This window comes from Bradyrhizobium hipponense (genome assembly GCF_008123965.1).
GTDB classification, from domain to species: domain Bacteria; phylum Pseudomonadota; class Alphaproteobacteria; order Rhizobiales; family Xanthobacteraceae; genus Bradyrhizobium; species Bradyrhizobium hipponense.
On the sequence record NZ_VSTH01000138.1, the window covers coordinates 15,023 to 38,016 of the forward strand.

Annotated in this window: 20 protein-coding genes; 5 read left to right on the plus strand and 15 right to left on the minus strand. The window is 63.9% G+C overall.

Annotated features, from left to right (window positions below):
• Positions 1-50 precede the first annotated feature (50 nt).
• Complete coding sequence (locus FXV83_RS33250; RefSeq protein ID WP_148743787.1) at positions 51-725, minus strand: HAD family hydrolase; 675 nt, start codon at positions 723-725, stop codon at positions 51-53.
• Positions 726-877: 152 nt separating this feature from the next.
• On the opposite strand from FXV83_RS33250, the gene FXV83_RS33255 reads away from it, so the two are divergent.
• Positions 878-1,342, plus strand: coding sequence for a nuclear transport factor 2 family protein (locus tag FXV83_RS33255; RefSeq protein WP_148743824.1), 465 nt, complete (start codon positions 878-880; stop codon positions 1,340-1,342).
• A 453-nt stretch (positions 1,343-1,795) separates the two neighbouring features.
• Here FXV83_RS33255 and FXV83_RS33260 read toward each other — a convergent pair whose 3' ends face one another.
• The 10 genes from FXV83_RS33260 to FXV83_RS33310 form a co-directional block, all read right to left on the minus strand.
• Positions 1,796-1,987: a hypothetical protein gene (locus FXV83_RS33260; protein WP_148743788.1), complete on the minus strand. Its 192-nt coding sequence runs from the start codon at positions 1,985-1,987 to the stop codon at positions 1,796-1,798.
• A gap of 168 nt (positions 1,988-2,155) precedes the next feature.
• On the minus strand, positions 2,156-2,566 hold the full coding sequence (locus FXV83_RS33265; protein ID WP_148743789.1) for an acyl-CoA thioesterase: 411 nt from the start codon (positions 2,564-2,566) through the stop codon (positions 2,156-2,158).
• A gap of 7 nt (positions 2,567-2,573) precedes the next feature.
• The gene (locus FXV83_RS33270) at positions 2,574-4,670 is read right to left on the minus strand and encodes a 3-hydroxyacyl-CoA dehydrogenase NAD-binding domain-containing protein (protein WP_187436330.1); all 2,097 of its coding nucleotides are present in this window, start codon (positions 4,668-4,670) and stop codon (positions 2,574-2,576) included.
• Positions 4,671-4,672: 2 nt separating this feature from the next.
• Positions 4,673-5,956: an acetyl-CoA C-acetyltransferase gene (locus FXV83_RS33275; protein ID WP_148743791.1), complete on the minus strand. Its 1,284-nt coding sequence runs from the start codon at positions 5,954-5,956 to the stop codon at positions 4,673-4,675.
• Positions 5,956-8,223 (minus strand): acyl-CoA dehydrogenase, encoded by a 2,268-nt coding sequence (locus FXV83_RS33280; RefSeq protein WP_187436331.1) that lies wholly within the window; start codon positions 8,221-8,223, stop codon positions 5,956-5,958. Before FXV83_RS33280 ends, FXV83_RS33275 begins: the two co-directional genes overlap by 1 nt.
• Before the next feature lie 314 nt (positions 8,224-8,537).
• Positions 8,538-9,161 carry a flavin reductase family protein gene (locus FXV83_RS33285; RefSeq protein WP_148743793.1) on the minus strand — a complete coding sequence of 208 codons (624 nt, stop codon included), beginning with the start codon at positions 9,159-9,161 and terminating at the stop codon, positions 8,538-8,540.
• A gap of 195 nt (positions 9,162-9,356) precedes the next feature.
• Positions 9,357-9,956, minus strand: coding sequence for a TetR/AcrR family transcriptional regulator (locus tag FXV83_RS33295; protein WP_148743795.1), 600 nt, complete (start codon positions 9,954-9,956; stop codon positions 9,357-9,359).
• Positions 9,957-9,987: 31 nt separating this feature from the next.
• On the minus strand, positions 9,988-13,125 hold the full coding sequence (locus tag FXV83_RS33300; protein WP_148743796.1) for an efflux RND transporter permease subunit: 3,138 nt from the start codon (positions 13,123-13,125) through the stop codon (positions 9,988-9,990).
• Between the two features lie 180 nt (positions 13,126-13,305).
• A complete protein-coding gene (locus FXV83_RS33305; RefSeq protein ID WP_148743797.1) occupies positions 13,306-14,412 on the minus strand; it encodes an efflux RND transporter periplasmic adaptor subunit in 1,107 nt (368 codons plus the stop codon).
• A gap of 239 nt (positions 14,413-14,651) precedes the next feature.
• Positions 14,652-15,983, minus strand: coding sequence for an MFS transporter (locus FXV83_RS33310; protein WP_148743798.1), 1,332 nt, complete (start codon positions 15,981-15,983; stop codon positions 14,652-14,654).
• A gap of 78 nt (positions 15,984-16,061) precedes the next feature.
• Between FXV83_RS33310 and FXV83_RS33315 the strand changes: the two genes are divergently transcribed.
• Positions 16,062-16,508 (plus strand): ribosomal maturation YjgA family protein, encoded by a 447-nt coding sequence (locus FXV83_RS33315; RefSeq protein WP_187436338.1) that lies wholly within the window; start codon positions 16,062-16,064, stop codon positions 16,506-16,508.
• A gap of 92 nt (positions 16,509-16,600) precedes the next feature.
• Here the strand turns inward: FXV83_RS33315 and FXV83_RS33320 are convergent, their stop codons facing one another.
• The 3 genes from FXV83_RS33320 to FXV83_RS33330 all read right to left on the minus strand — a co-directional run bounded on the left by FXV83_RS33320 (position 16,601) and on the right by FXV83_RS33330 (position 18,470).
• On the minus strand, positions 16,601-17,758 hold the full coding sequence (locus tag FXV83_RS33320) for a winged helix-turn-helix domain-containing protein (protein WP_148743799.1): 1,158 nt from the start codon (positions 17,756-17,758) through the stop codon (positions 16,601-16,603).
• 108 nt (positions 17,759-17,866) lie between these two features.
• Positions 17,867-18,115: a hypothetical protein gene (locus FXV83_RS33325; RefSeq protein WP_148743800.1), complete on the minus strand. Its 249-nt coding sequence runs from the start codon at positions 18,113-18,115 to the stop codon at positions 17,867-17,869.
• A 118-nt stretch (positions 18,116-18,233) separates the two neighbouring features.
• Positions 18,234-18,470, minus strand: coding sequence for a hypothetical protein (locus FXV83_RS33330; RefSeq protein WP_148743826.1), 237 nt, complete (start codon positions 18,468-18,470; stop codon positions 18,234-18,236).
• A 435-nt stretch (positions 18,471-18,905) separates the two neighbouring features.
• Here FXV83_RS33330 and FXV83_RS33335 point away from each other — a divergent pair, with 435 nt between their 5' ends.
• Positions 18,906-19,544 carry an OmpA family protein gene (locus tag FXV83_RS33335; RefSeq protein WP_148743801.1) on the plus strand — a complete coding sequence of 213 codons (639 nt, stop codon included), beginning with the start codon at positions 18,906-18,908 and terminating at the stop codon, positions 19,542-19,544.
• Positions 19,545-19,602: 58 nt separating this feature from the next.
• On the opposite strand, the gene FXV83_RS33340 is transcribed toward FXV83_RS33335, so the two are convergent.
• A complete protein-coding gene (locus FXV83_RS33340) occupies positions 19,603-20,865 on the minus strand; it encodes a phospholipid carrier-dependent glycosyltransferase (protein WP_187436332.1) in 1,263 nt (420 codons plus the stop codon).
• 217 nt (positions 20,866-21,082) lie between these two features.
• Here FXV83_RS33340 and FXV83_RS33345 point away from each other — a divergent pair, with 217 nt between their 5' ends.
• Together FXV83_RS33345 and FXV83_RS33350 are read left to right on the plus strand one after the other, a co-directional pair.
• Positions 21,083-21,790, plus strand: a complete 708-nt coding sequence (locus FXV83_RS33345; RefSeq protein ID WP_187436333.1) for a FecR family protein — start codon at positions 21,083-21,085, stop codon at positions 21,788-21,790.
• The gene (locus FXV83_RS33350) at positions 21,790-22,917 is read left to right on the plus strand and encodes a hypothetical protein (protein ID WP_235940364.1); all 1,128 of its coding nucleotides are present in this window, start codon (positions 21,790-21,792) and stop codon (positions 22,915-22,917) included. Before FXV83_RS33345 ends, FXV83_RS33350 begins: the two co-directional genes overlap by 1 nt.
• Positions 22,918-22,994 lie beyond the last annotated feature (77 nt).

Genomic DNA, 22,994 nt, shown 5'->3' on the forward strand with positions numbered 1-22,994 from the left:
CGCTCGCCCCGTCAATGCAGGAGCCGATCACGGTTAATAAATGAGGCCCTTCACCACGCCATGGCAACGGCGAGGCGCGCAAGCAGCTCCGGATCGTCGTAGGCGCTGGCCGAGGCGACCGCGCCGGCGGCAACAAGGTCGGCGTGGCCGAGGGTAGTCCGCATCCCTATGGTCGGTATTCCCGCAGCCGCGGCCGATTGAACGCCGGAACGGGAATCCTCGAACGCGATCGAGGCCTGCGCGCTCGCGCCGACGAAGCGCAGCCCTTCCTGATAGGGCAGCGGATGCGGCTTGCCATGCGGCAGCTCATCGCCGATCACGATCGCCTTGAAGCGATGCGTGATGCCCAGGCCCGACAGTAGCAACTCGGCGTTCAGGCGCGGCGCGTTGGTGACGGCGACCATGGGAATGCCGGCCGCGTCCGCGAGGTCGAGCAGCGTCATCAGCCCCGGCAAAGGCTCGATCCGCCCGGCGACCAAATTGCGAAAAGTCAGTTCCTTCTCGTCCATGACGGCCGCGCGGAATGCCGGCGATTCCGCCGGCAGAAATCGCTCCCCGATCGAGGCGTTGGAGAAGCCCTGAATCTCTCGCTTGAAACGCGCTTCGTCGACCACATGACCGCGCGGTCCAAACACCCGATTGAACGCCTCGCGGTGAAGGGCATCGGTATCGGCAAGCGTGCCGTCGATATCGAACAGCAATGCCTTGCCTGCGGCCTGCATCATTTCCGTGTTTCCCCTGCGCGCTGCTCATCAATGCGCGAGACGTATCAATACGCGCCGACATGCGCAATGCAGCGCTTTCAAGAGCCCGACGTCCCCCTCGACAAACGCAAACGCGGCTGCAACACTTGGTGCAAGATCAAAAAGGAGGAAACATGATCAACCGGCGCGACCTTTCCATCTCAGGTCTGGCTCTCTCGACCCTGGCCCTCTCCGCACTTGCTTTGGCGACCCCGGCCCTGGCAGCCTCGGCAGACGAAGAGGCAGTGGCGAAAAAAGTCGAGGCGTTCCGCCTGGCTCAGATCGCAGCCGACCCCAAGGCGCTCGGCGTACTCTGCGCCGACGAGGTGAGCTACAGTCATTCCAGCGGCAAGGTCGAGGACAAAGCAACCTTCATCGCCAATGCCACCGACGGCAAATCGAAATTCCTGTCGATCGAGTACCAGGATCGGACCATCAAGGTCGTCGGCCCCGCCGCGATCGTGCGCTTCCACTGGGTCGCAGAACAGGAAATGGCAGCCGATGGGAAGAAAGTGCCGACCAACCTTCACATCCTGATGAACTGGCAGAAGCAGGGCGACGACTGGAAGCTGCTCTCGCGCTCCGCGACGAAGTTGTGATGCGTTTCTTCCCCCTCTCCCCTTGTTGTGCAGGATGATCGCAGATGGGCTGATCTTGTTGTGGCCGATCCTTCGAGACGCCCGCCTTGGGGCGGGCCCTCAGGATGAGGATGGAGTGCGCGGCAGCGGTTTCAACGGGCGCCGATGCCGCTCAGCCTCATCCTGAGGAGACCGCGGAGCGGTCGTCTCGAAGGACGAGGCGCGCGCTCAGGCCGCCCAAAAGGCCATATGCGATTGCCTTGCCCTCGTGGGAGAGGGTGCGTCGCCGTGCAGCGGCGAGCGGGTGAGGGGTTCTCTCCGCGAGCGGGCCCCTCACAGTTGAATTTGCCGAGATAACCCCTCATCCGGCGCTTCGCGCCACCTTCTCCCACAAGGGGAGAAGGGAAGGTGTTCGCGGCAAAAGATTCCTACTTCGCATTGCGCGCGCCGGAATGACGAGCGAGCGGGTGGCAACTACGCCGCTTCCTCCACCTCTCCGTTAGCCAGCTTGCGCGCCGCGCGCTCGGCTTCGCGGGCGTTGCGGAAGAGCTGGCCTTCGAGACGGTTGAAACGTGGGGAGGAGGCGAAGAAGCAGTAGCCCCCCTGAGAGCGAACGACGATACCTGCGGCCTCTGAATTGACTTCGATGATGTAGCTGTCCGGCATGGTCCGTGGATTCCTCAGTGCGGGCAAACAACGACACTCCCGCCCAAAGGTTCCTGGGCATTTGAGGCCGTTTCCACCCCGAATCGACAGGCAATTGAGTACGCCGGGACCTCATCCGTTTTATGACTTGTTCTTGGCGAAGACGCGACGGCTGCGGACGCAGCGCGGTCAGGTCGGGATCCGTGTATCGGTCTGGCTGATTGCCTGCGGACGACCGTGGTCGTCGATCGAGACGTAGGTAAAATTTCCGTCGGTGACGAGGAACGGATGCGCTTCCCTGCGCCGCAGCGCCCAGGCTTCGAGATGTATGGTGAGCGAGGTCCGCCCCACACGCACAAGGTTGGCGTAGACCGAGACGAGATCGCCGACATAGACCGCCTTGCGAAAATTCATCGCCTCGATTGCAACCGTCACGGTGCGCGACTTCGCGACTTTCGAGGCGAACACGCCGCCGCCGACGTCCATCTGGCTGAGCAGCCAGCCGCCGAAGATGTCTCCGTTCGCGTTGGTGTCAGCCGGCATCGCCAACGTGCGGATGCAGAGATCGCCGCTCGGCCCGGCATTCGTCTGGTCGCTCATATGTCTCTCACTTGAAATTGTCCCAGCCCGGATCGGGCGCGAAGCGGCCGCCGAATCTCTCGGCCAGTGCGCGCAGCGTGGATACGACATTCTCCACGCCACGTGCGCGCGCATAGTTCAGCGGGCCGCCGCGGAACGGCGCGTAGCCGGTTCCGAAAATCATGGCGCCGTCGACCGCATCGGGATCGTCGACAATACCTTCGCGCAGCGCGGCCACGCAGACGTTGGACATCGGCAGCACCAAGCGGTCGATCATCTGGTCGGTGACACGTGGGCCGGTCTCGGGCAACGGCGCCTTCTCCGCCTTGCCGTCCTTCCAGACGTAGAAGCCCTTGCCGGTCTTGCGGCCGAGTTCGCCCTTGGCGACTTTCTCGCGCAGCCAGGCCGGCGTCGGCGGCAGGAGATCGCCGAACTTGGTGCGCAGCATGTCGCCGACATCAAGACAAATATCGAGCCCGACCTGGTCGGCAAGCTCGATCGGTCCCATCGGCATGCCGAACTGTTCGGCCGCCGCATCGATCAGCCGCTGGTCGATCCTCTCGTCCAGCATCACCATCGCTTCCAGCATGTAGGGCGTCAGCGCGCGGTTGACGAGGAAGCCGGGCGAGCTCTTCACGGACAGCGGCAGCCGGTCGATCGCGCCGACGAAGGCGAGCGCCTGCTTCAGCACCTCAGGGGCGTTGCCGTCATGGCTGATGACCTCAACCAGTTGCAGCCGCGACACGGGATTGAAGAAATGAAGACCGACAAGGCGCTCCGGCCGCGCCAACGTCGTGCGCAGATCCTGGAGCGGGATGCTCGATGTGTTGGTCGCAAGAATCGCGCCCGGTTTCATCCGGGGCTCGAGGCCGGCATAGACCTTCTGCTTCAGCTCGAGCTTTTCTGGCACCGCCTCGATGATGAGATCGGCATTGCGAACGCCCTCGCCTTCCATGTCGGGGATCAGGCGATCGAGCGCGTCGCGCAACTCGGTGGGTTTGCGGATGATCTTGCCAAAGAGCTCGGCCGCGCGCTTCACCGCGCTGGCGATCGGCTCAGCCTTCATGTCGGCGAGTGAGACGCGCATCCCCTGGCTCGCGCACCACGCCGCGATATCGCCGCCCATGGCACCGGCGCCGATGACGTGGACCTGCTTGATCGTGTTGCCGCTGCCGGCGGCCTTCTTCATCTGCTCGCGCAGGAAGAACACCCGGATCAAATTCTGCGCAGTCGGCGTCACCATCAGTTTTGCGAATGACGCCTGCTCGGCCCTGAGCATCGCGGCTTTGCTGCCGCCATGAGCTTCCCAGAGATCGATCAGCGCGTAAGGCGCTGGATAGTGCTCGCGGGATGCCGCCTTCGCCGCTTCGCTGCGCATGCGCTTGGCCAAAAGCCCGCGCACGGATCCGAAATTCGCCGCGCGAGTCAAGAGACCCGGCCGCGCCCGCTTCAGGCGGCCAAACAGCGCGTCCTTCACTGCGTTGCGGACGTGCCGTTCCTGCGTCACGGTATCGACAAGGCCGAGCGATCTGGCGCGGCGCGCATCGATGGTGCGGCCGGTCAGCATCAGCGCCATCGACTGCGTCGGGTTGACCTGCGCGGTGAAGCGCGCGGTGCCGCCGAGGCCGGGATGCAGGCCCAGCATCACCTCCGGAAAGCCGAAGCGCGCGCCGTCGATGGCGATGCGCGACTGGCACGCCAGCGCGACCTCGAGCCCGCCGCCGAGGCAGAAGCCGTGGATGATCGCGACCGTCGGCAGCTTCAGCGCTTCCAGATGGTCGACCACGGCATGCGCGGCGCGGATGCGCGTCTCCACCATTGCGGCATCGCCGGCTCCGCGGAATTCGTTCACGTCGGCGCCGGCGATGAAGCCGGACGGCTTTGCCGAGCGGATCACAAGACCGGCAGGACGCTCGGTCTCGATCGCCGCGAGCACGGCGTCGAATTCCTCTAACACGCCGGAGGACAGCGTGTTGGCACTTGCATCGGCGCGGTCGAACAGCAGCCAGGCGACACCGTCGGCATCGCGCGACAGCTTGAAGTGGCGGTAGGGGCTGTCGGCCGCAGGCTGAGGCCCAAGCGTCAGCACGCGGTCGCCGAACGCGGTCATGATCTTCGAATCCATGGTCACACCGCCTCGATCAGCATGGCGCCGCCGAGCCCGCCGCCGATGCATTCGGTGGCAACCCCACGCCGCGTGCCGAGCCGCCTCATGGCGTTGACGAGATGCAGCACGATGCGGTTGCCGGACGTGCCGACGGGATGGCCGAGCGAGATGGCGCCGCCATCGACATTGAGCCTGTCACGGTCAATCTCGCCGGCGGTGCCGTCGAGCCCGAGGATCTCGCGGCAGAACTTGTCGTCGTTCCAGGCAGCCAGGCAGCCCAGCACCTGGGTGGCAAAGGCTTCGTTCAGCTCCCAGGTCTCGACGTCCTTGATGGTGAGATTGTTGCGCTTCAACAGCGGCGTCGCCGACAGCACGGGACCGAGCCCCATGATGCTCGGATCGAGCGCAGCCCAGTTGCTGTCAACGATGACTGCCTTCGGCGTCAATCCGTACTTTGCCACCGCCCCGTCGGAAGCGAGGATCACCCAGGAGGCGCCGTCGGTGATCTGCGAGGAATTGCCGGCGGTGACCTGGCCCCAAGGGCGCTCGAACACCGGCTTTAGTTTTGCCAGCGTCTCGGACGACGAGTCGGGCCGAACGCCGTCGTCATGGTCGAAGAAGTTGCCGTCCCGGGAGAACGCGGTCTCGACCTCACCCTTCAGAAATCCTTCCACCTGCGCACGTGCGAGCCGGCGATGGCTCTCGGCAGCATAGGCATCCGATTGCGCGCGCGTAATGCCGAAGAGATGGCCGACGACCTCCGCCGTCTGGCCCATGTTCAGATCCGTAACGGGATCGGTGAGCCCACGCTCGAGGCCGATGATCGGCTTGAGATAGCGCGGCCGCAACTTGAAGGCCGCGGCGAGCTTTGCGGCCATGCCCTTGGCGGTGGCAAGGCCGGCGAACCAGCGGACGCCGGAATTTGGCCAGACCAGCGGCGCGTGGCTCAAAGCTTCGGTGCCGCCGGCGAGGATCATGTCGGCGTGGCCCTCGCGGATGTAGCGGTAGCCGGTGTCGATCGACTGCATGCCGGAGCCGCAATTGATCTGCACGGTGAAAGCGACCATGTCCTCGCCCATGCCGAGCCTGAGCGCGGCGACGCGGGCTGGGTTCATCTCGTCCGCAATGACGTTGACGCAGCCGAGGATGACCTGATCGAACGTCGTGGGCGCAAACGGCTGGCGCGCCAGCAGCGGCCGGCCGCACTGCACAGCAAGGTCCACAGGTGTGAAAGGTCCCGGCCCCGAACGTGCTTTTAGAAACGGCGTTCGGCTGCCGTCGACGATGAAAACCGGTCGTGCCATCAGCTCGCCGCCCTCTGTTCACCGAGTTCCTGGAAGAATTGATGCACGCCTGCGGTTTTCTTGTAAATCGGCGACAGCGCCTCCGGCGCAAAATCATCGACCTCGATCACTTTTGTGACGGCCTCACGGGCCGCCGCAAGCTGCTCGCCTTCGGCCTGCGTGATCACGCCCTTGGCCACGGCCTCGTTCCAGTCGCCCATATGCGCCGCGCGCATGCGCTTGGCGATGGCATCGGTGGCTGCAACCAGCTTGAACGCGCGCTCCAGCCGCGCGAAGCCGCCGTCGTCATCGACATAAGCAAGATCGGGCGTGAGGCGGTCGCGCGCGGCTGACGGCTCGAGCACGAGGCTTGCGCATTGGTGCACGACGCGGTCGCTTGGGCCGAGCACGCGGGCGCCGAAGGGCTGGACCACGAGCTTGAGGAAGCCGGCGACGAAACGGTTGGGCAGGTTGGCGAGGATTTCGGCGAACCTGTTCTCGATAGTCCTGAAGCCGGTCGCCATGCACCATTCCAGCGCGGCAAAATCCTCCTTCTGCCGTCCCTCGTCGTGCCAGCGCTTCAGCGCCGCCGAGAGCAGATAGAGCTCGGAGAGAATGTCGCCGAAGCGCGCTGACAGCATCTCCTTGCGCTTGAGCGCGCCGCCGAGCGTGAGCAGCGCCATGTCGGCGCAGAGCGCGAACGCAGCCGAATAGCGCGACAGCTGGCGATAGAATGGCGTCGCCTCGCCGGCGTCCGGCGCCGGCGCAAAAGCACCAGATGTCCAGCTCCGGCCGAAGGCGCGGAACAACGTCCGAAAGCTGTGGCCGACATGTTTCCAGAATGCCTTGTCGAACGCGGTGAGCCCGCGATCGCGGTCGGTTTCGGCCAGCGCGTTCATCTCGTCGAGCAGATAGGGATGGGCGCGAATGGCGCCCTGCCCGAACACGATGAGATTGCGGGTCAGGATATTGGCGCCTTCCACGGTGATGCCGACCGGCACGGCGCGGTGCAGATTGCCGAGATAGTTTTGCGGCCCGTCGATCACCGCCTTGCCGCCATGGATGTCCATGGCGTCGTCGACCGCGGTTCGCATCCGCTCGGTCGCGTGCAGCTTCATGATGCCGGAGATGACGGCGGGATGAACCCCGGCATTCAGTGCGGCGCAAGTGAGCCGCCGCGCCGCATCGAGCTGGTAGGCGGTGGCGACGATGCGCGCCAGCGGCTCCTCGACGCCCTCGAACTTGGAGATGGAGATGCCGAACTGCTCGCGAATGCGGGCATAGGCCCCCGTGGTGCGCGCGGCATAGGCGGCGCCCGCTGCCGACAGCGACGGCAGCGAGATGCCGCGCCCGGCGGCGAGCGCCGTCATTAGCATCTTCCAGCCTTGCCCCAGCCGTGCCTCGCCGCCGATGACATAATCGAGCGGAATGAAGACGTCGCGGCCCCAATTCGGGCCGTTCTGAAACACCTGCATCGACGGCAAATGGCGTTTACCGATCTCGACACCGGGAAGGTTGGTCGGAATCAGCGCCACGCTGATGCCGAGCTCCTCCTGATCGCCCACCAGATGATCGGGATCATGGGCCTTAAATGCAAGGCCAAGCAGCGTCGCGACGGGGCCGAGCGTGATGTAGCGCTTGTGCCAGTTGAGCCTGAGGCCGATGACTTCGCGGCCTTCGAAATTCCCTTTGCAGACGATTCCAGTGTCGACCATCGAGGCAGCATCGGAGCCGGCTTCCGGACTGGTGAGGCCGAAGCAGGGAATGTCGCGGCCATCGGCCAGCCGCGGTAGCCAACGCTCCTGCTGCTCCCTGGTGCCGAAGCGCATCAGGAGTTCGCCCGGCCCGAGCGAGTTCGGCACCATCACGGTGACTGCGGCGGCGATCGAGCGGGTCGAGATCTTGCGCACCACTTCCGAATGCGCATAGGGCGAGAAGCCAAGGCCGCCAAATTCCTTCGGAATGATCATGCCGAAGAATTTCTCGCGCTTGACGAAGTGCCAGACGTCCTGCGGCAGGTCGCGCAACTCCCAAAAGATCTTCCACTCGTCGAGCATGGCGCAGAGCTCATCGACCGGGCCGGTGAGGAAGGCCTGCTCCTCGTCGGTCAGTTTCGCCGGCGCGATGTCCAGCAGTTTCGACCAGTCCGGATTGCCGGTGAAGAGATCGGCGTCCCACCAGACGTCGCCGGCCTCCAGCGCCTCGCGCTCGGTGCCGGACATCGCCGGCAAGACCCCGCGTGCCCAGGAGAAGATCGGCTTGGTGATGGTGTCGCGGCGGAAGCTCATGGCTGACCTCATGCATCGGCGCGGTTGTCGGGCATTTTAGCGGAAAGTGGCTGGCGGAAGTGAACACTTCGCCGGCAAAATTGACGCGGCCGGGCGGCCGCCCAAGGCCATAACGGCCGGGTGCGGTGGCAGTTCCGAGAGGGGAAATGGGGCTGAATGTCTCGCCGCAGTCATTCCGGGGCACGCGGAGCGTGAACTATGATGCGCAATTGCGCATCTGAGAATCTGTCGCGCGGCAGCGTTGGTCGATGAATGGATTCCGGGTTCGCGCCTCTCGGCGCGCCCCGGAATGACGTGGAGAGGGCGAGGTGGGCCTAGTCCGGCCGCACCATCTCGAACATGTTTTCCGGCTTGATCTCGAAATAGTCTCCCTGCCGTCCTGCGCGGACGATCGGGTGGGCGGCGGCGGTCTGGTAGACGCCGTCCTTGATCATGGCCTTGTCGATGTGGACGGCGACGACTTCGCCGAGCGTCAGCCAGGCGTCGGCTTGCTTGCCGTCGGCCCCCTTGAGGCGGACGACGTCGGAGACCTTGCACTCGAGCGCCACTGGGCTCTCGCCGACGCGCGGCACGTTGACGAGGTTGCCCGGCACGGCGGTAAGTCCCGCAACCTCGAACTCGTCGACCTCCGGGGCGACATGCGCCGCGGTCGCGTTCATCTGCTTGGCCAGATCCATGGTGGCGAGATTCCAGACGAACTCCCCGGTCTGCTGGATGTTCTCGACCGTGTCCTTCCAGTTGGTGGAGGAGAAGCCGATGATCGGGGGCACGTAGCAGAATGCGTTGAAGAAGCTATAGGGCGCAAGGTTGACGTGGCCCCTGGTGTCGCGCGACGAAATCCACCCGATCGGCCGCGGCGCGATGATGGCGTTGAAGGGATCGTGCTTGAGGCCGTGGCCCTTGGCGGGCTCGTAGAAGTGCAGATCTTTGTCGGTCACGCGCTGTTTCCTCCTCGTCATTGCGAGCGCAGCGAAGCAATCCAGACTGCCTCCGCGGAAAGACTCTGGATTGCTCCGCTGCGCTCGCAATAACGGAGTTTGTTGATTCGTCCGTGCGTATCATCCCCGGGGCGGCCGCTGGACCGACGCCGGGAATGATAGCATATCTGTTTATACGAAAAATTCCGCCGCCCGTCAGTGACGCGGCGACAAACCCGCAATGACGAAATCGATCATCTGGTCGATGCTCGGGCCCGGCTTGGTGGCGCACTGGGCGATCATCTGGGGGTGGAAGAACCGCATCATGGCGGTGCAGGCGCACATTGAGGCGAGCTCCAGGTCCGGAGCTTCGAACTCGCCGGAGGCGGCGCCTTGCGCGATCATCTGGCCGATCGCCGTGGTGATGAGCTCCATGTGGGCGACGCAGACATCCCAGTCCTCCTGCATCGCGATCTCGACCATCTCGTGCAGCTTGGAATCACCGACATAGCGTTCAGTGTTCATGCGATGGATGGTGGTCAGCAGCTCGCGGAAGCGCTCCAGCACCGGACCGGGCCTGGCCACGATCCGCTGCGCCTCCAGCTCGACCTCGCCCATCAGTGAGCGGGCCACGGCTTGATGGATCGCCTTTTTCGATTCGAAGAAGCGATAGACATTGGCGGGGCTCATCCTGAGCTCCTTGGCAATGTCCCCGACCGTCGTCTTCTGGTAGCCGATCTGGCGGAACAGCCGCTCGGCTACCTCGAGAATACGATCCCGGGTGTCGCCTTCGATATGCTCCGCAATCAGTGTCATTTGTCAGGACTCGTCAGTTAGCAGTCTTCATTTATTCAGCGGCTTCAGCAAGCGGAATTGCCGAATGGTCATCGCTCTCATGCTGCGGCGCGGGAGGCTGCGCCGCAGTACCGGCCTCATCCAGGCTCTTGCGGAACCACAGGGCGTAGAGACCCGGCAGGTACAGCAGCGTGAGGAAGGTCGCAACGAACAAGCCGCCCATGATGGTAATCGCCATCGGGCCCCAGAACGCCGAGCGCGACAGCGGGATCATGGCGAGGATGGCGGCGAGCGCCGTCAGCACCACCGGACGGGCCCGGCGGACGGTTGCCTCCACGATCGCCTCGCGCCGTGTCAGGCCGTGGGAAACGTCGGTCTCGATCTGGTCGACCAGAATGACCGCGTTGCGCATGATCATGCCGGCGAGCGCGATCAGGCCGAGCAGCGCCACGAAGCCGAACGGGGCATTGGCGACGTTAAGCCCCAAGGAGGCGCCGACGATGCCGAGCGGCGCGGTCAGGAACACCAGGATCAGGCGGGAGAAGCTCTGAAGCTGGAACATCAGAAGCGTCAGCATCACCATGACCATCAGCGGGAAGAGGATGAAGATCGAGGCATTCCCCTTGGCCGATTCCTCGAACGCACCGCCCGGCTCGATCCGGTAGGCCGGCTCGAGATGATCCTTGATCGCCTGAAGCTTCGGCGTGATCTGGTTGGTGACGTCGGGCGCCTGCACGCCGTCGACGACGTCGGAGCGCACGGTGATCGCCATGTCGCGGTTGCGCCGCCACATGATCGGCTCCTCGTGGGAATATTCGATCTTGGCGATCTGCTGCAGCGGCACCGCGACGCCATTACGCGAGGTGATGGTGAGATCGCCGACGCCGCCGAGGTCGAGGCGTTCGGACGAGACTGCGCGGGCAACCACGCCGACCTTCTCGATGCCGTCCCGCACGGTCGTGACTTGTGCGCCCGAAATCAGCATCGCTAGCGCCTGCGAAACCTCCTGCGGGGTCAGGCCCATGGCGCGGGCCCGGTCCTGATCGACGACAAGCTTGAGGTAGGGCGACTGTTCGTTCCAGTCGAGCTGAACGTCCTTGACGCTCTTGTTCTCCCGCATGACGTCACGCACCTGGTAGGCGATCTCGCGCACCTTGTTGGCGTCGGGACCGATCACGCGGAACTGCACGGGGAAGCCGACCGGCGGACCGAAATTGAAGCGGTCGACGCGCACCCGCGCCTCCGCCAGCATGCCCTCGGCGACCGCGTTCTCGATCTTGGCCTTGACGCGCTCACGCGCCTCGACGCCCTTGGCGACGATGACGATCTCGGCGAAGGCCTCGTTCGGAAGCTGCGGGTTGAGGCCGAGCCAGAAGCGCGGCGAGCCCTGGCCGACGTAGGCGGTATAGGTCTCGATATCCTTGTCGTCCTTCAAAAGCGTCTCGGCCTTCTTCACCGCCTTTTCGGTGACGTTGAAGGCGGTGCCCTCGGGCAGACGGAGCTGGAGGAACAGCTCGGGCCGCTCCGACAGCGGGAAGAACTGCTGCTGGACCTGGCCGAAGCCGACGATCGAGACGATGAAGACGCCGACGGTGGCGGCCACCACGGTGATGCGGTGGTTGACGCACCACTGCACGATGGCGCGCAGGCCGCGGTACATGCGGGTCTCGTAGACCGCGTGCGGATCGTGATTTTGGTGCACCTTGATATTGGGCAACAGCATGACGCCGATATAGGGCGTGAAGATCACCGCCACGAACCAGGAGGCGACCAGCGCGATCGCCACGATCCAGAAAATGCTGCCGGCATATTCGCCGACCGCGGAATTGGCAAAGCCGATGGGGAGGAAGCCAGCGGCCGTGACCAGCGTTCCCGTGAGCATCGGAAACGCGGTTGATTCCCAGGCAAAGGACGCGGCCCGATAACGGTCCCAGCCCTGCTCCATCTTCACCACCATCATCTCGACCGCGATGATGGCATCGTCGACGAGCAGGCCGAGCGCGATGATCAGCGCGCCGAGCGTGATGCGGTGCAGGTCGAGCGACATCGTGTTCATGACGATGAAGACGATGCCGAGCACCAGCGGCACCGACAGCGCGACCACGATGCCGGTGCGCCAGCCGAGCGCCAGGAACGACACGAACAGCACGATAACCAGCGCTTCCATGAAGGAATGCACGAACTCGCCGACGGCGTGCTCGACAACCTTGGGCTGGTCGGCAATGAGTCGGACGTCGACGCCCTGCGGCACAGCCTTCATGAATTCAGCGGTCGCCTTCTCGACCTCCTTGCCGAGATCGAGAATGTTGGCGCCCTTGGCAGTGACGACGCCGATGCCGATCGCGGCCTTGCCTTCCTGGCGTACGACGAAGCTCGGCGGGTCGACATAGCCGTGGGTGACGGTGGCGATATCGCCGAGCCTGAAGACGCGGCCGTTGCTCTCGACCGGCGTCTCGGCCACCGCCTTGGCGCCGTCGAGCGCACCGGTGACGCGCAGCGGCACGCGCTGCGACGAGGTCTCGACCGTGCCGGCCGGTGTCACATTGTTCTGCTTGGCGAGCGAATCGAACAGCGCTTGCGGCGTGATGCCGAGGGTGGCGAGCTTGGCGTGCGAGAATTCAACGAAGATGCGCTCGTCCTGATTGCCGTAGACGTCGACCTTGGTCACGCCCGGCACCTTCAGGAGGCGCTGACGGAATCCCTCCGACACTTTCTTGAGCTGCGCGTAATTGGCGCCATCGCCGGTCATCATGTACAGGATGGAATCGACGTCGGAGAACTCGTCGTTGACGACGGGCCCCAGAATGCCAGAGGGCAGCTGGCCCTGCACGTCGACGAGCTTCTTGCGCAGCAGATAAAAGAGATAGGGCACATCCTTCGGCGGCGTGGAATCGCGGAAGGTGACCTGGAGCGCGGCAAAGGCGGGCTTCGAATAGGTCTGCACCTTCTCGAAGTAAGGCAGCTCCTGGAGCTTCTTCTCGATGGGATCGGCGACCTGGGTCTGCATCTCCTGCGCGGTCGCACCCGGCCAGATCACGGAGACGTTGACCACCTTCACCGTGAAGAACGGATCCTCGGCGCGGCCGAGCTTCTGATAGGAGAAGAAGCCGGCGGCGCCGAGCACGATCATCAGAAACAGGACCAGCGTCGGATGGCTGACGGCCCAGGCCGAAAGATTGAAGCGCTTCATCGCACTCTCCGTAAGACGATCCAATCGCCAAAAAACCACAGCCACTCTGTTCAAACCCGTCATCGCGAGGCAGCGAAGCAATCCAGGGGGCTGGGCAGATTCTGGATCGCTTCGCCGCTTCAGCCTTCGCATTTGCACGAGGGCCGAAACTCAGCTCGCAACGATGAGACTCATAAAAACTTAGAAAGACAGTGACGACACGATCCGCACTTTCTGGCTCGGATCGAGCTTCTGCACGCCGAGGGCGACGATCTTGGCGCCCTCTTCCACACCGCTGGTGATGACGACGTCGTTGCTCTCGTAGGACTTCACCACGACCGGCTTCAGCGTGACCGCGCCGTTGTCGTCGACGACATAGAACGAGGGCTTGCCGCCTTCGTTGAACAGTGCCGACAGCGGCAACCGCGCGACGCGCTCGGTTGCGGCGTCCGACAGCGTCAGTGTTGCGGTCATGCCGAGCGAAACCTTGTCGTCGGCCTCCGGAAGCGAGAATTTCGCAAGATAAGTGCGCGTGGCGGGATCCGCGGTGGGCGCGATCTCGCGCAGCTTGGCCGTATACTTCTTGCCAGGCTCCGACCAAAGAGTGACGCTGGCGGCGCCCGACTTGGCACGTCCGACCAGCGTCTCAGGGATCGCGACGACCGCTTCCTTTTCGGCAAAGCGGGCGACACGGATCGAAGCCTGGCCCGCGGCGACCACCTGGCCGGGCTCGATCAGCGTTGCGGTGACGACGCCACGGGCGTCGGCGTTGAGCGTCGCGTAGGAAAGGGAATTCTTGGTCAGCTCGACCGCGCGCTCGGCGCGGTTCAGGCGCGCGCGGGCCTCGTCGGCGGCGGCGCGGCTCGAATCCATCTGGGCATCCGTGGTCCAGCCCTTGGCTTTCAGATCCTTGGCGCGCTGCTCGGCGGCGGCGGCTTGCGCCAGCACACCGGTCGCAGCCGTCAGCTCGGCCACGGACTGCTCGGCCTGGAGCTTGAGGTCGACCTCATCGAGGGTCGCGAGCGGTTGCCCGATCTCGACGGTCTGGCCGACTTCGACGAGGCGCCTGGCGACCTTGCCGGCGACGCGGAAGCCGAGGTCACTTTCGATCCGGGGACGGACGGTGCCAACGAAGCTGCGCTCCGGTGTCTCGGCATCATAATGGGCGGTCGCGACCAGTACCGGCCGCGGCCGCTCGGCTTTCTGGGCCACGGTATCATTGCACCCGGCCAGCGCCGCGGCCATCAAGGCCAGCGACACACCTGCCAACAGCTTGAAGTAGCTGGATAAAACTGACCGGACGAACATCGAAGGACACTCCTGCATCTCGATTGAGAGGAATGTCGACTAATCACTGATAAAAGTCAATAATCGTCAGTCATCAGAAATCTGTGATCGTTAAGGGGCGGTAAGGATTGGGGTGCCTCTATGGAGGTGCTATCGTAGGGTGGGGCAAAGCGGAGCGTGCCCACCATTTCCGCCGTCATTCAGAAAAACGGTGGGCATGGCGCGCGAAGAGCGCTCCTTTGCCCACCCTGGAGCTCCTCTCACCGCCCCTGCCCGGCAAATTCGTGCTTGCTCTCGTGGCCGCCGGCGAACACCAGGATGCCGGCGATCAGCGGCAGCACCGCGAGCACGAGCAGGCCGGTTGAGGTCTGGCCGGTGGCTTCCTTGACCCAGCCGATCAGGTATGGCCCGCCGAAGCCCGCGAGGTTGCCGATCGAGTTGATCAGCGCGATGGCGCCGGCCGCCGCCGTGCCGGAGAGCCAGGCGGTCGGCAAGGTCCAGAACACACCGAAGCAGCAGAACACGCCGATCGCGGCGACCGTCAGCACGACCATCGTCATGGCGGGATCGGTGAGGTAGCTGGAGACGCCGAGCGCGACGGCGGTGAGCAGCAGCGGCGCGCCGACATGCATCACGCGCTCGTGCGTGGCATCGGAATGCCGCGCCCACAGGATCATCGCGATGGTGCCGAACAGGTAGGGGATCGCGGTGACGAAGCCGGTTTGGGCGTTGGTGAGACCGAACGCCTTGACGATCTGCGGCAGCCAGAACTGCATGCCATAGAGCGCACCGACGAAGCCGAAATAAACCAGGCTCAGCATTATCACCTTCGGCGACGACAGCGCTTCGCCGAGCGACAGCTGCTTCACCGCCTGCTTGGCGGCAATCTCGGAATCGAGCTTCGTCTTGAGCCAGGACTTCTGCTCGGCCGAGAGCCAGTCTGCCTTCTCAGGCCTGTCGGTGAGATAGAACCAGGTGACGATGCCGAGCAGCACCGAGGGAATGCCCTCGATGATGAACAGCCACTGCCAGCCCTTCAGGCCCATCGCACCGTCCAGCCCTAGCAACAGGCCCGAAACCGGCGCGCCGATCACCGTCGAGACCGGGACTGCGACCGCGAACGCGGCGAGGAAGCGGGCGCGATATTCAGCTGGGTACCAGTAGGTGAGATAAAGGATGATGCCGGGGAAGAAGCCGGCTTCGGCGACACCGAGCAGGAAGCGCAGGATATAGAAGCCCCACTCGCCCGAGACCGTCGCCATCAGCGCCGAGATGATGCCCCAGGTCACCATGATGCGCGCGATCCAGCGGCTGGCACCGAACTTCTCCAGCGCCAGATTGCTCGGCACCTCGAAGATGAAATAACCGATGAAGAAGATGCCGGCGCCCCAGGAGAAGATCAGCGGTGTGAACTTCAGCTCCGCATTCATGGTCAGCGCGGCGAAGCCGAGATTGACACGGTCGAGATAGGAGAAGAAGTAGGCCAACACCAGGAACGGAATCAGGCGCAAGGAAATGGCGCGGATGGTCGAGGTCTCGATTGCGCTTTTGGCGACGCCGGCAGAATCGGCAAAGGTCGTGGTCTGGCTCATGGCTCCCCTCGGGTTGTTGCTTTTATGGGCTGATCCGGGGTTTTGAGCATCGCCGGCAAAGAGTCAATGGAGCAAGCAATGCACGGCGTGCAGTCGGATAAACCTGTTACGCCGCTGCAGATATCGGTGACCCGCGCTGCCCTGGCGTTGATCGTGATCGCCTGCGGGCTGGGCTTGCGATGGTACGGTTTTCCGCTCGGCCTTCCCGCCTTCATCGTGAAGTATGGCGGCTCGCTGCTGTGGGCGACCATGGTGTTCTTGTTGCTTGGGGTTCTGCTGCCGCGACTGTCGCGGGCACAGATCGCAGCCATCGCTGTGGTGATCGCGGCCATGCTCGAGTTTTCCCGGCTAGTGCATACGCCATGGCTCGACGCATTCCGGCTGACCACGGCCGGCGCGCTGCTGTTGGGGCGCATCTTCTCGCTGTGGAATTTGCTGGCCTACGCGATCGGGATTGTGTTTGGCGTCTGGATGGACCGACTCGTCGAGGTGCGCAGTCTCGTAGGGTGGACAAAGGCGCGTTAGCGCCGTGCCCACCGTGCTCCTTCACGTCACGACAGTGGTGGGCACGCTTCGCTTTGCCCACCCTACCATTGCCGCGCCCGTGGGGACCGGTATCACTCCGCCAATTGAAACCGCTCGAAGCGATCGAGCTCGTCCTCGATACGCCGCTTCAGCTCCTTGCGCCCCTTCTTCTTCCCCTGCCCGACCCAGGTCCATTTCTGCACCAGCAGCTTCTTGTCCTGTCTGTCGGTCTTGAGGTCGAGCGCGGCGACGATCTCGTCGCCGACCAGCACCGGCAGCGCGAAATAGCCGAGCTTGCGTTTCGCCTTGGGTACATAGGCTTCGAACAAATGGTTGTAGCCAAAGATCAAATTGGTGCGCTTGCGCTGGATGATCAGGGGATCGAACGGTGAGAGGATGTGGACGAGATCTGGCGGCACCTCGCCCGGCTCCAGCGCCAACGGCTCGGCCCAATGCTCCTGCTTACCGGCCCCGTCGATCGCGACCGGCACGAGTTCGCCGCGGCGGACGCGCGCGGCGATTAGGCTGGCGACCGCCTTCTTGCTCGGCGCGTCAAGATGGCAGACCGAATCGAGACTCACCACGCCCTGCGACCGCAGTGCGCGCTCAACCAGATAGGCCGTGATCTCCTTCGCTGATGCCGGCTTCGGCAGTTTGTCCCAGCCGAAATGCCGGATCATCAGCTCATAGGTCTTGAGCATGCCCTGTCGCTCGCTGATGGTCACGGCGCCGGTATAGAAGGCGAGCTGCAGCGCCCGCTTCGACGGCTTGCGGCTCTGCCACAGATGCTCCTTCTCGGTGAGCACGTCGTCCTCGATGTCGCGAATCGTCAGCGGACCGGCGCGCACCAGCCGCATCGCCTTGCGCATGTCGGCCGGCGTGACCGAGGCAAACCATTTGTGCCCCTCGCGGCGGTGCTCGCGCATCGCCGGCAGGAAGAAGCGGAAGTCGCTGGCCGGCACATAGGACAGCGCATGAGTCCAATATTCGAACACGCTCTTGTCGACACTCTGGGCGTGGCGCAGATCGGCGCGGCGATAGGACGGGATGCGGCTGAACAGGATGTGGTGGTGGCAGCGCTCGATCACGTTGATGGTGTCGATCTGCACATAGCCGAGATGGGCGACCGCGTCTGCGACCGCTTGCGCGCCCTCCCCGAATGGCGCACGTACGTCCAGCCGCTGGGCGCGCAGCCAGATCTGCCGGGCCTGTGTCGCGGTGAGCGGAAAGGGTATTTGCGAGCGTGACATTGCGGAGACGAATTTAGCGGGATTCGCGCAACTGCAAAGCAGAAGCGGGCAAAGAAAAGCCGCGCTGCCAGCTGCTGACAGCGCGGCCTGCAAACAAACGAATCCGAGCTATTTCATCGCGCCCATCTTCTGCGCCTTCATGTAATGCTTGCAGGCGCCCCGCATATCCCCTTTGCTCATGTCGGTGTTGGCGGCAGCCACTTCCTTTGCCATCGCCTGTTTGGCAGGCGAATCAACCGTCCCGATCGCGGTCATCGCCTTGCCGATAGTCTCGCCTGTGCACGGTTGCATCTTTGCCGCAGAAGCCGGCGAAACCGCGAATGCAGCAAGCGCAACAGCCGAAAGCAACATCTTCATCGAACGCCTCCTCCATAGGACGAACCGGCATCATGCCGGCCAACGCGAAAGCCATTCTTTAGCGACAAGCTTTCAGGGAGAAGACATTTTTGTTGCTGCGCCGCAACGATAACCGTCCCTAGTGTGCGGCTTTTGGGCGCTCCCCGACGCTACCGGTCGCGACATCCGGCTCGCACGAGGCCTTGCCCCGCCCCTCCGACTGACAGCGGTAGACATTGCCGGTCAGGCGGTCGACCAGCCACATGTTCTCGTCGGTCGGACCTTCGAGCCCAGCATAGCGGGTGGTAAGGCTCGTGATCAACGTCGACAGCAGGATCGCCACCGCAATCATCGCCGCGCCGATATAGATGGGCATGGAGGTCAGGGACACTGTCCGATCCGGCGGGCCACTGCGATAGAATTGGTCACTCGGCCTCGGCACTGGATGGACTCGGCTCCTTTTGCTTGTGATGGTCGAACGATCGATTCTGCTAGGCGCGCATCTGGCCCAAAGCTTGTTCGCAGACAGGTCACCGCGCGACGGCTTTGCGGCGATCAATGTCCAGGGATTGCTGCAAGCCACGGAAGTAAACTGCGCAGTCAGGTTCGCCGTTCCCTTGCCTCCACGCGGGCGGGAGGCCTCACCGAACGGAACGGCCGACACGCCCTTGGCCGCCCTTCTGCCCGGCGTTTAGGATCAGGCCCGGAACTTCCTGTTTCCAACCGTGACCAAGATCACATCAGGGCTTTTGAACCTTCCCTATGCTCGCAGCATCAAATCGCCATCAGGCGTAACAGCGAGGATACGACAATGACCCGTTTTGATAGATTTTTTGGACTGAAGGCGATTACTCTCTCGGCAGTTCTGACAATGTCGGCGGGCCTGGCACTGGCCGGCGACAACGTCTCCACGAACCAGATCCTGGACGCGTTGAAGCCGAAGCCCGCGACTCGCGGCCTCTCCGCTGGTCCGCAGGCCGATCCGGCGGTGCAGGCCAAGGAATCGACCTTCCTGAATACCGTCCGGAACCGCTCGACCCGGTCGCTGTCGACGGGCGAGCGTGAGCAGATCGCCGAGCTCGCAGCGACCAAGCCGAAGATCGATCTGGAGATCCAGTTCGACTACAACTCGGCCGACATCGCCAAGACCTCGGTGCCTTCGGTGCAGGCGCTCGGCAAGGCGCTATCCGATCCATCGCTGAAGGGTTCGACCTTCGTGGTCGCCGGCCATACCGATGCGATAGGCACCGAAGAGTACAACCAGGGACTCTCCGAGCGGCGCGCCGACACCATCAAGAAATACCTGGTCCAGAACTACGGTCTCGCCGGCACCGATCTCGTCACCGTCGGCTACGGCAAGACCAAGCTGAAGGACACCGTCAACGGCGCCGACCCGATCAACCGCCGCGTCCAGGTCGTGAACATGGACACCAAGACCGCGTCCAAGTGATTTGACGTAACCGGCGAACGAACCACGCCGCCTGCCATGATCGTGGCAGGCGGCGATTTCATATCCAGCTCTGAAACAGCATCAGCCGGTTGAAGGTCTGCATCGACGTGCCGATGAAGGCCGCCGAGACCGGCAACATCACCGCAAAGCCGATGGCTGCGACGCCGACATAGGCCCACAGCAACCAGCGCGGAAGCCCCTCTCTTCGCAGCACATAGACGAGCGCAAGCGATGCCGCCGTTGCGGCCGGCAGATAGTAATAGATGAAGCCTAGGGCGCGGGGCAGCAGCGCCCAGGCGAGCCAGGGCCCGAAATAGAACGACGCGATCAGGAATGCATCCCAGCGGCGCGCGACGACGAAGTCGCGCAACACGACGGCGATCGCCAGCAGGGCCGGCCACAGCACCAAGGGGTTGCCGAGGAAGACGATCGCGGCAACGCGATCTTCCGCTAACTTATCGAACAGGAACCATACCGGGCGCGCCAGCAACGGCCAGGACGGCCACGAGCTCATATAGGTGTGGCCGGCGATCGCTGTGGTGGTGTTGTCGGCAAAAATCCGGCGCTGCGCCTCGATCAGGTCCGACAGCGACAATCCATAAAGCGGAACGAAAGCGGCGATATATGTCACCGCCGGCAGGACGGCGAAACACAGCGCGACATGCTGCACCCGAAAGCCGGGCCAGAGGTCGGGACTATACCAGTCTCCCGGCTTCGCATCGGCGAACAGCGTGCGCCAGCCCTGCATCAGGCGGACCACAGCGACGATGACGATGCAGACGCCGAGCGGAAACAGGCCGCTCCATTTGCAGGCGGCAGCGAGGCCGAACAGGGCGCCCGCGAGCGCGAACAGCGCATGTGGGCGCTCTCTTCGAAAACCGTGCATGAAGGCGGCGGTGGCGAGCAGGCCGAAGCCGAACGCAAAGATGTCCAGCATCGCGATGCGCGCCTGCACGTACAGCATCTGATTGCAGGCCGCGATCAGCGCCGCAGCGATTGCCGGCGCTTGCGCGGAAAATAGCGCGAGGCCGCAGAGGTAGATCGCGACAATCGCGAGCGCGCCGAACAGCGTCGCCGGATAGCGCCAGCCGAGCGCATTGTCGCCGAAGGCCGCGATCGACGCCGCGATCAGCTCCTTCGCCAGCGGCGGATGCATCGGATTGAGCACCGGCTGCGACGCCACGGAGCCAAGCATCTGCCGCGCCGCAGGCACGTAATGCACCTCGTCGAAGACGAATTTTTCCGGCGCGGCGAGACCGATCAGAAGCGCGAGATGCGCGACCAGGAAAATCACGACAGCGATCACTGCGCTCCGCGACATTTTTGGAACCGCAGGCAATTCGAGCTGCTGCTGTGGAGTGGTTTTGCGTGGCAAATTAGCGTCACCGCGGACAAAAGTAATCGCGTCCCCTCATTGAACGCATTCCACCGCGACTGTCACTAAGCATAACGCACGTCCCGCGCCGCTTGTGATAATTTGGCCACATCGCAAGCGCGCGCGATCCGGTACGATCAGGGACACATCGATCGGTTGCGAAATGAATTTGCGTTTCTTGTTTTTCTCCACTTTGTTGTCGGCTGCCTTTTGCGCCGCGCCTTGCGCGCAGGCGCAGGCGCAGACGCGCGTCGGCGAGGCCGTGGTGATCCAGAACGAAGTGGTGCGCGTGGCCGCAACCGCGACGCCGATCAGCGTCGGCGACAGTATGCTGCGCGACGAGATCGTGCGCACCGGCGCCGACAGCGCAGCGCGCTTCGTCATGGCCGACAGCACCAATCTGTCGCTCGGGCCGAGCGCAACGCTGAAGCTTGATCGCACCGTCTTCAACGACGAGCATAGCTATCGCGACGTCGCGATCCGCATGACCACCGGCGCATTTCGTTTCGTCACCGGACATTCGGAGAAGACCGCCTACAAGATCACCACGCCGCTCGCGACCATCGGCGTGCGCGGCACCACGCTCGACATCCTCTCGCGACGCGGCCGCTCTATTGTCGTGCTACAGGACGGCGCAGCCCGCGTCTGCACGCTGAGCTTCCAATGCGTGCAACTGACCCAGCCCGGCGACACCGCAATCATCACCTCGACCGGCGGCAAGGTCGGCATCGCCAAAAGCAATACGCCGCCCTGGACCTTTGCCGCGACCTGCGCCGCAAGCGCCGGGCTGTGCTCGATCAATCAATATGCGGACGCCTCGCCGGCCATCACGCCCGCCGTCCATGACGACGGCATGCTGTGCGGGCGCTGATGATTGCGCAACTCCGCTTCAAGCGCCTCTTCCTCGCCGGCGCGGTGACCATGGCTGCCACGCTCGCGTTTGCCGTGCTCGATGTCCGTCCGGCCACAGCCCAAGCTTGCGAGGCCGAGTGCGGGCCGTCCCCGACGTCGACATACTCGCCGTCCCCGACGCCTTCCCCAAGTCCCTCCCCAAGCCCTTATCCAAGTCCCTCTCCAACTCCGTCGCCGAGCCCAACGCCGACGGGCGCAGATTCCAGCGGCAATTCGCTCGGCGGCCTCGCCAACCAGCGCTTCAACCAGATGATTACCAACCGGGTGCTCGGCACGGTGCTGCTAGGCGTCAACGAGCAGGTCAATTGCAGCGATTGCCTCAGCGCCTTCGGCTCGGCCGGCTCGTTTTCGGCCGGTATCCACGGCCGCAAGGAGCTTACCCCCAACCTGTCGCTGCTCGCCGGCATCGCTTACACGCAATACAGCGAGGGTGGCTACAACGTCACCAGCGCGCCGATCAGCGCCTTCGCGCTGCGCTATGACTTCACGGACTGGGGCTCGTCGCGTCCGTTCTTCGACGTCGGCACGATCCTGACGCCGTGGGAGAAGGTGCGTTACACCCGCAGCTACAATACCAGCTTCGGGCCGGTAAGCGTGACGAGCTCGACCAACGCCGCGAACTACGCCGTGTATGGCCGCGCCGGCTGGATGAGCCGCGTATCACCCCGGGACGAGGTCGCGGCGTCGATCGAGGTCTGGCAGCTCTGGCAGCGCGTGTCGGGCTACAGCGACAGCACGGTGGCGTTCAATCCGTTCGACGCCACCATCGCGACCGGCACCGACCGCACCAGCCTGGTCAAGATCGGCGGTCAGTGGACGCATCTGTATGGCAGCAACATCGAGGCCAACGTCAATGGCGGCTGGGTGCAGTCGTTCGCCAGCCGCAGCGGCATCGTCGCCACCGTGACCGGCGACGGCACGGTGGTGCCGACAATGGGCAACCAGGGCTGGTTCGAATATGGCGGCCGCCTCGGCTTCCGCGTGTCCAAGGGCTGGATCGTGGACCTCTTTGCGAACGGCACACTCGGCCCGCAACCCGTCGGCAACACCATCCACGGCGGCGTCGGGCTAAGGATCAATTATTGAGACGCCTCGCTCAGGCATAGTCTCGTAGGGTGGGCAAAGCGTAGCGTGCCCACACCTTTCTGGGCGGAGGACAGGTG

Coding starts and splice junctions, on each gene's coding strand:
- FXV83_RS33250 (WP_148743787.1), bottom strand. CDS start 725: ATGATGCAGGCCGCAGGCAAGGCATTGCTGTTCGATATCGACGGCACG.
- FXV83_RS33255 (WP_148743824.1), top strand. CDS start 878: ATGATCAACCGGCGCGACCTTTCCATCTCAGGTCTGGCTCTCTCGACC.
- FXV83_RS33260 (WP_148743788.1), bottom strand. CDS start 1,987: ATGCCGGACAGCTACATCATCGAAGTCAATTCAGAGGCCGCAGGTATC.
- FXV83_RS33265 (WP_148743789.1), bottom strand. CDS start 2,566: ATGAGCGACCAGACGAATGCCGGGCCGAGCGGCGATCTCTGCATCCGC.
- FXV83_RS33270 (WP_187436330.1), bottom strand. CDS start 4,670: ATGGATTCGAAGATCATGACCGCGTTCGGCGACCGCGTGCTGACGCTT.
- FXV83_RS33275 (WP_148743791.1), bottom strand. CDS start 5,956: ATGGCACGACCGGTTTTCATCGTCGACGGCAGCCGAACGCCGTTTCTA.
- FXV83_RS33280 (WP_187436331.1), bottom strand. CDS start 8,223: ATGAGCTTCCGCCGCGACACCATCACCAAGCCGATCTTCTCCTGGGCA.
- FXV83_RS33295 (WP_148743795.1), bottom strand. CDS start 9,956: ATGACACTGATTGCGGAGCATATCGAAGGCGACACCCGGGATCGTATT.
- FXV83_RS33300 (WP_148743796.1), bottom strand. CDS start 13,125: ATGAAGCGCTTCAATCTTTCGGCCTGGGCCGTCAGCCATCCGACGCTG.
- FXV83_RS33305 (WP_148743797.1), bottom strand. CDS start 14,412: ATGTTCGTCCGGTCAGTTTTATCCAGCTACTTCAAGCTGTTGGCAGGT.
- FXV83_RS33310 (WP_148743798.1), bottom strand. CDS start 15,983: ATGAGCCAGACCACGACCTTTGCCGATTCTGCCGGCGTCGCCAAAAGC.
- FXV83_RS33315 (WP_187436338.1), top strand. CDS start 16,062: ATGCACGGCGTGCAGTCGGATAAACCTGTTACGCCGCTGCAGATATCG.
- FXV83_RS33320 (WP_148743799.1), bottom strand. CDS start 17,758: ATGTCACGCTCGCAAATACCCTTTCCGCTCACCGCGACACAGGCCCGG.
- FXV83_RS33325 (WP_148743800.1), bottom strand. CDS start 18,115: ATGAAGATGTTGCTTTCGGCTGTTGCGCTTGCTGCATTCGCGGTTTCG.
- FXV83_RS33330 (WP_148743826.1), bottom strand. CDS start 18,470: ATGCCCATCTATATCGGCGCGGCGATGATTGCGGTGGCGATCCTGCTG.
- FXV83_RS33335 (WP_148743801.1), top strand. CDS start 18,906: ATGACCCGTTTTGATAGATTTTTTGGACTGAAGGCGATTACTCTCTCG.
- FXV83_RS33340 (WP_187436332.1), bottom strand. CDS start 20,865: ATGTCGCGGAGCGCAGTGATCGCTGTCGTGATTTTCCTGGTCGCGCAT.
- FXV83_RS33345 (WP_187436333.1), top strand. CDS start 21,083: ATGAATTTGCGTTTCTTGTTTTTCTCCACTTTGTTGTCGGCTGCCTTT.
- FXV83_RS33350 (WP_235940364.1), top strand. CDS start 21,790: ATGATTGCGCAACTCCGCTTCAAGCGCCTCTTCCTCGCCGGCGCGGTG.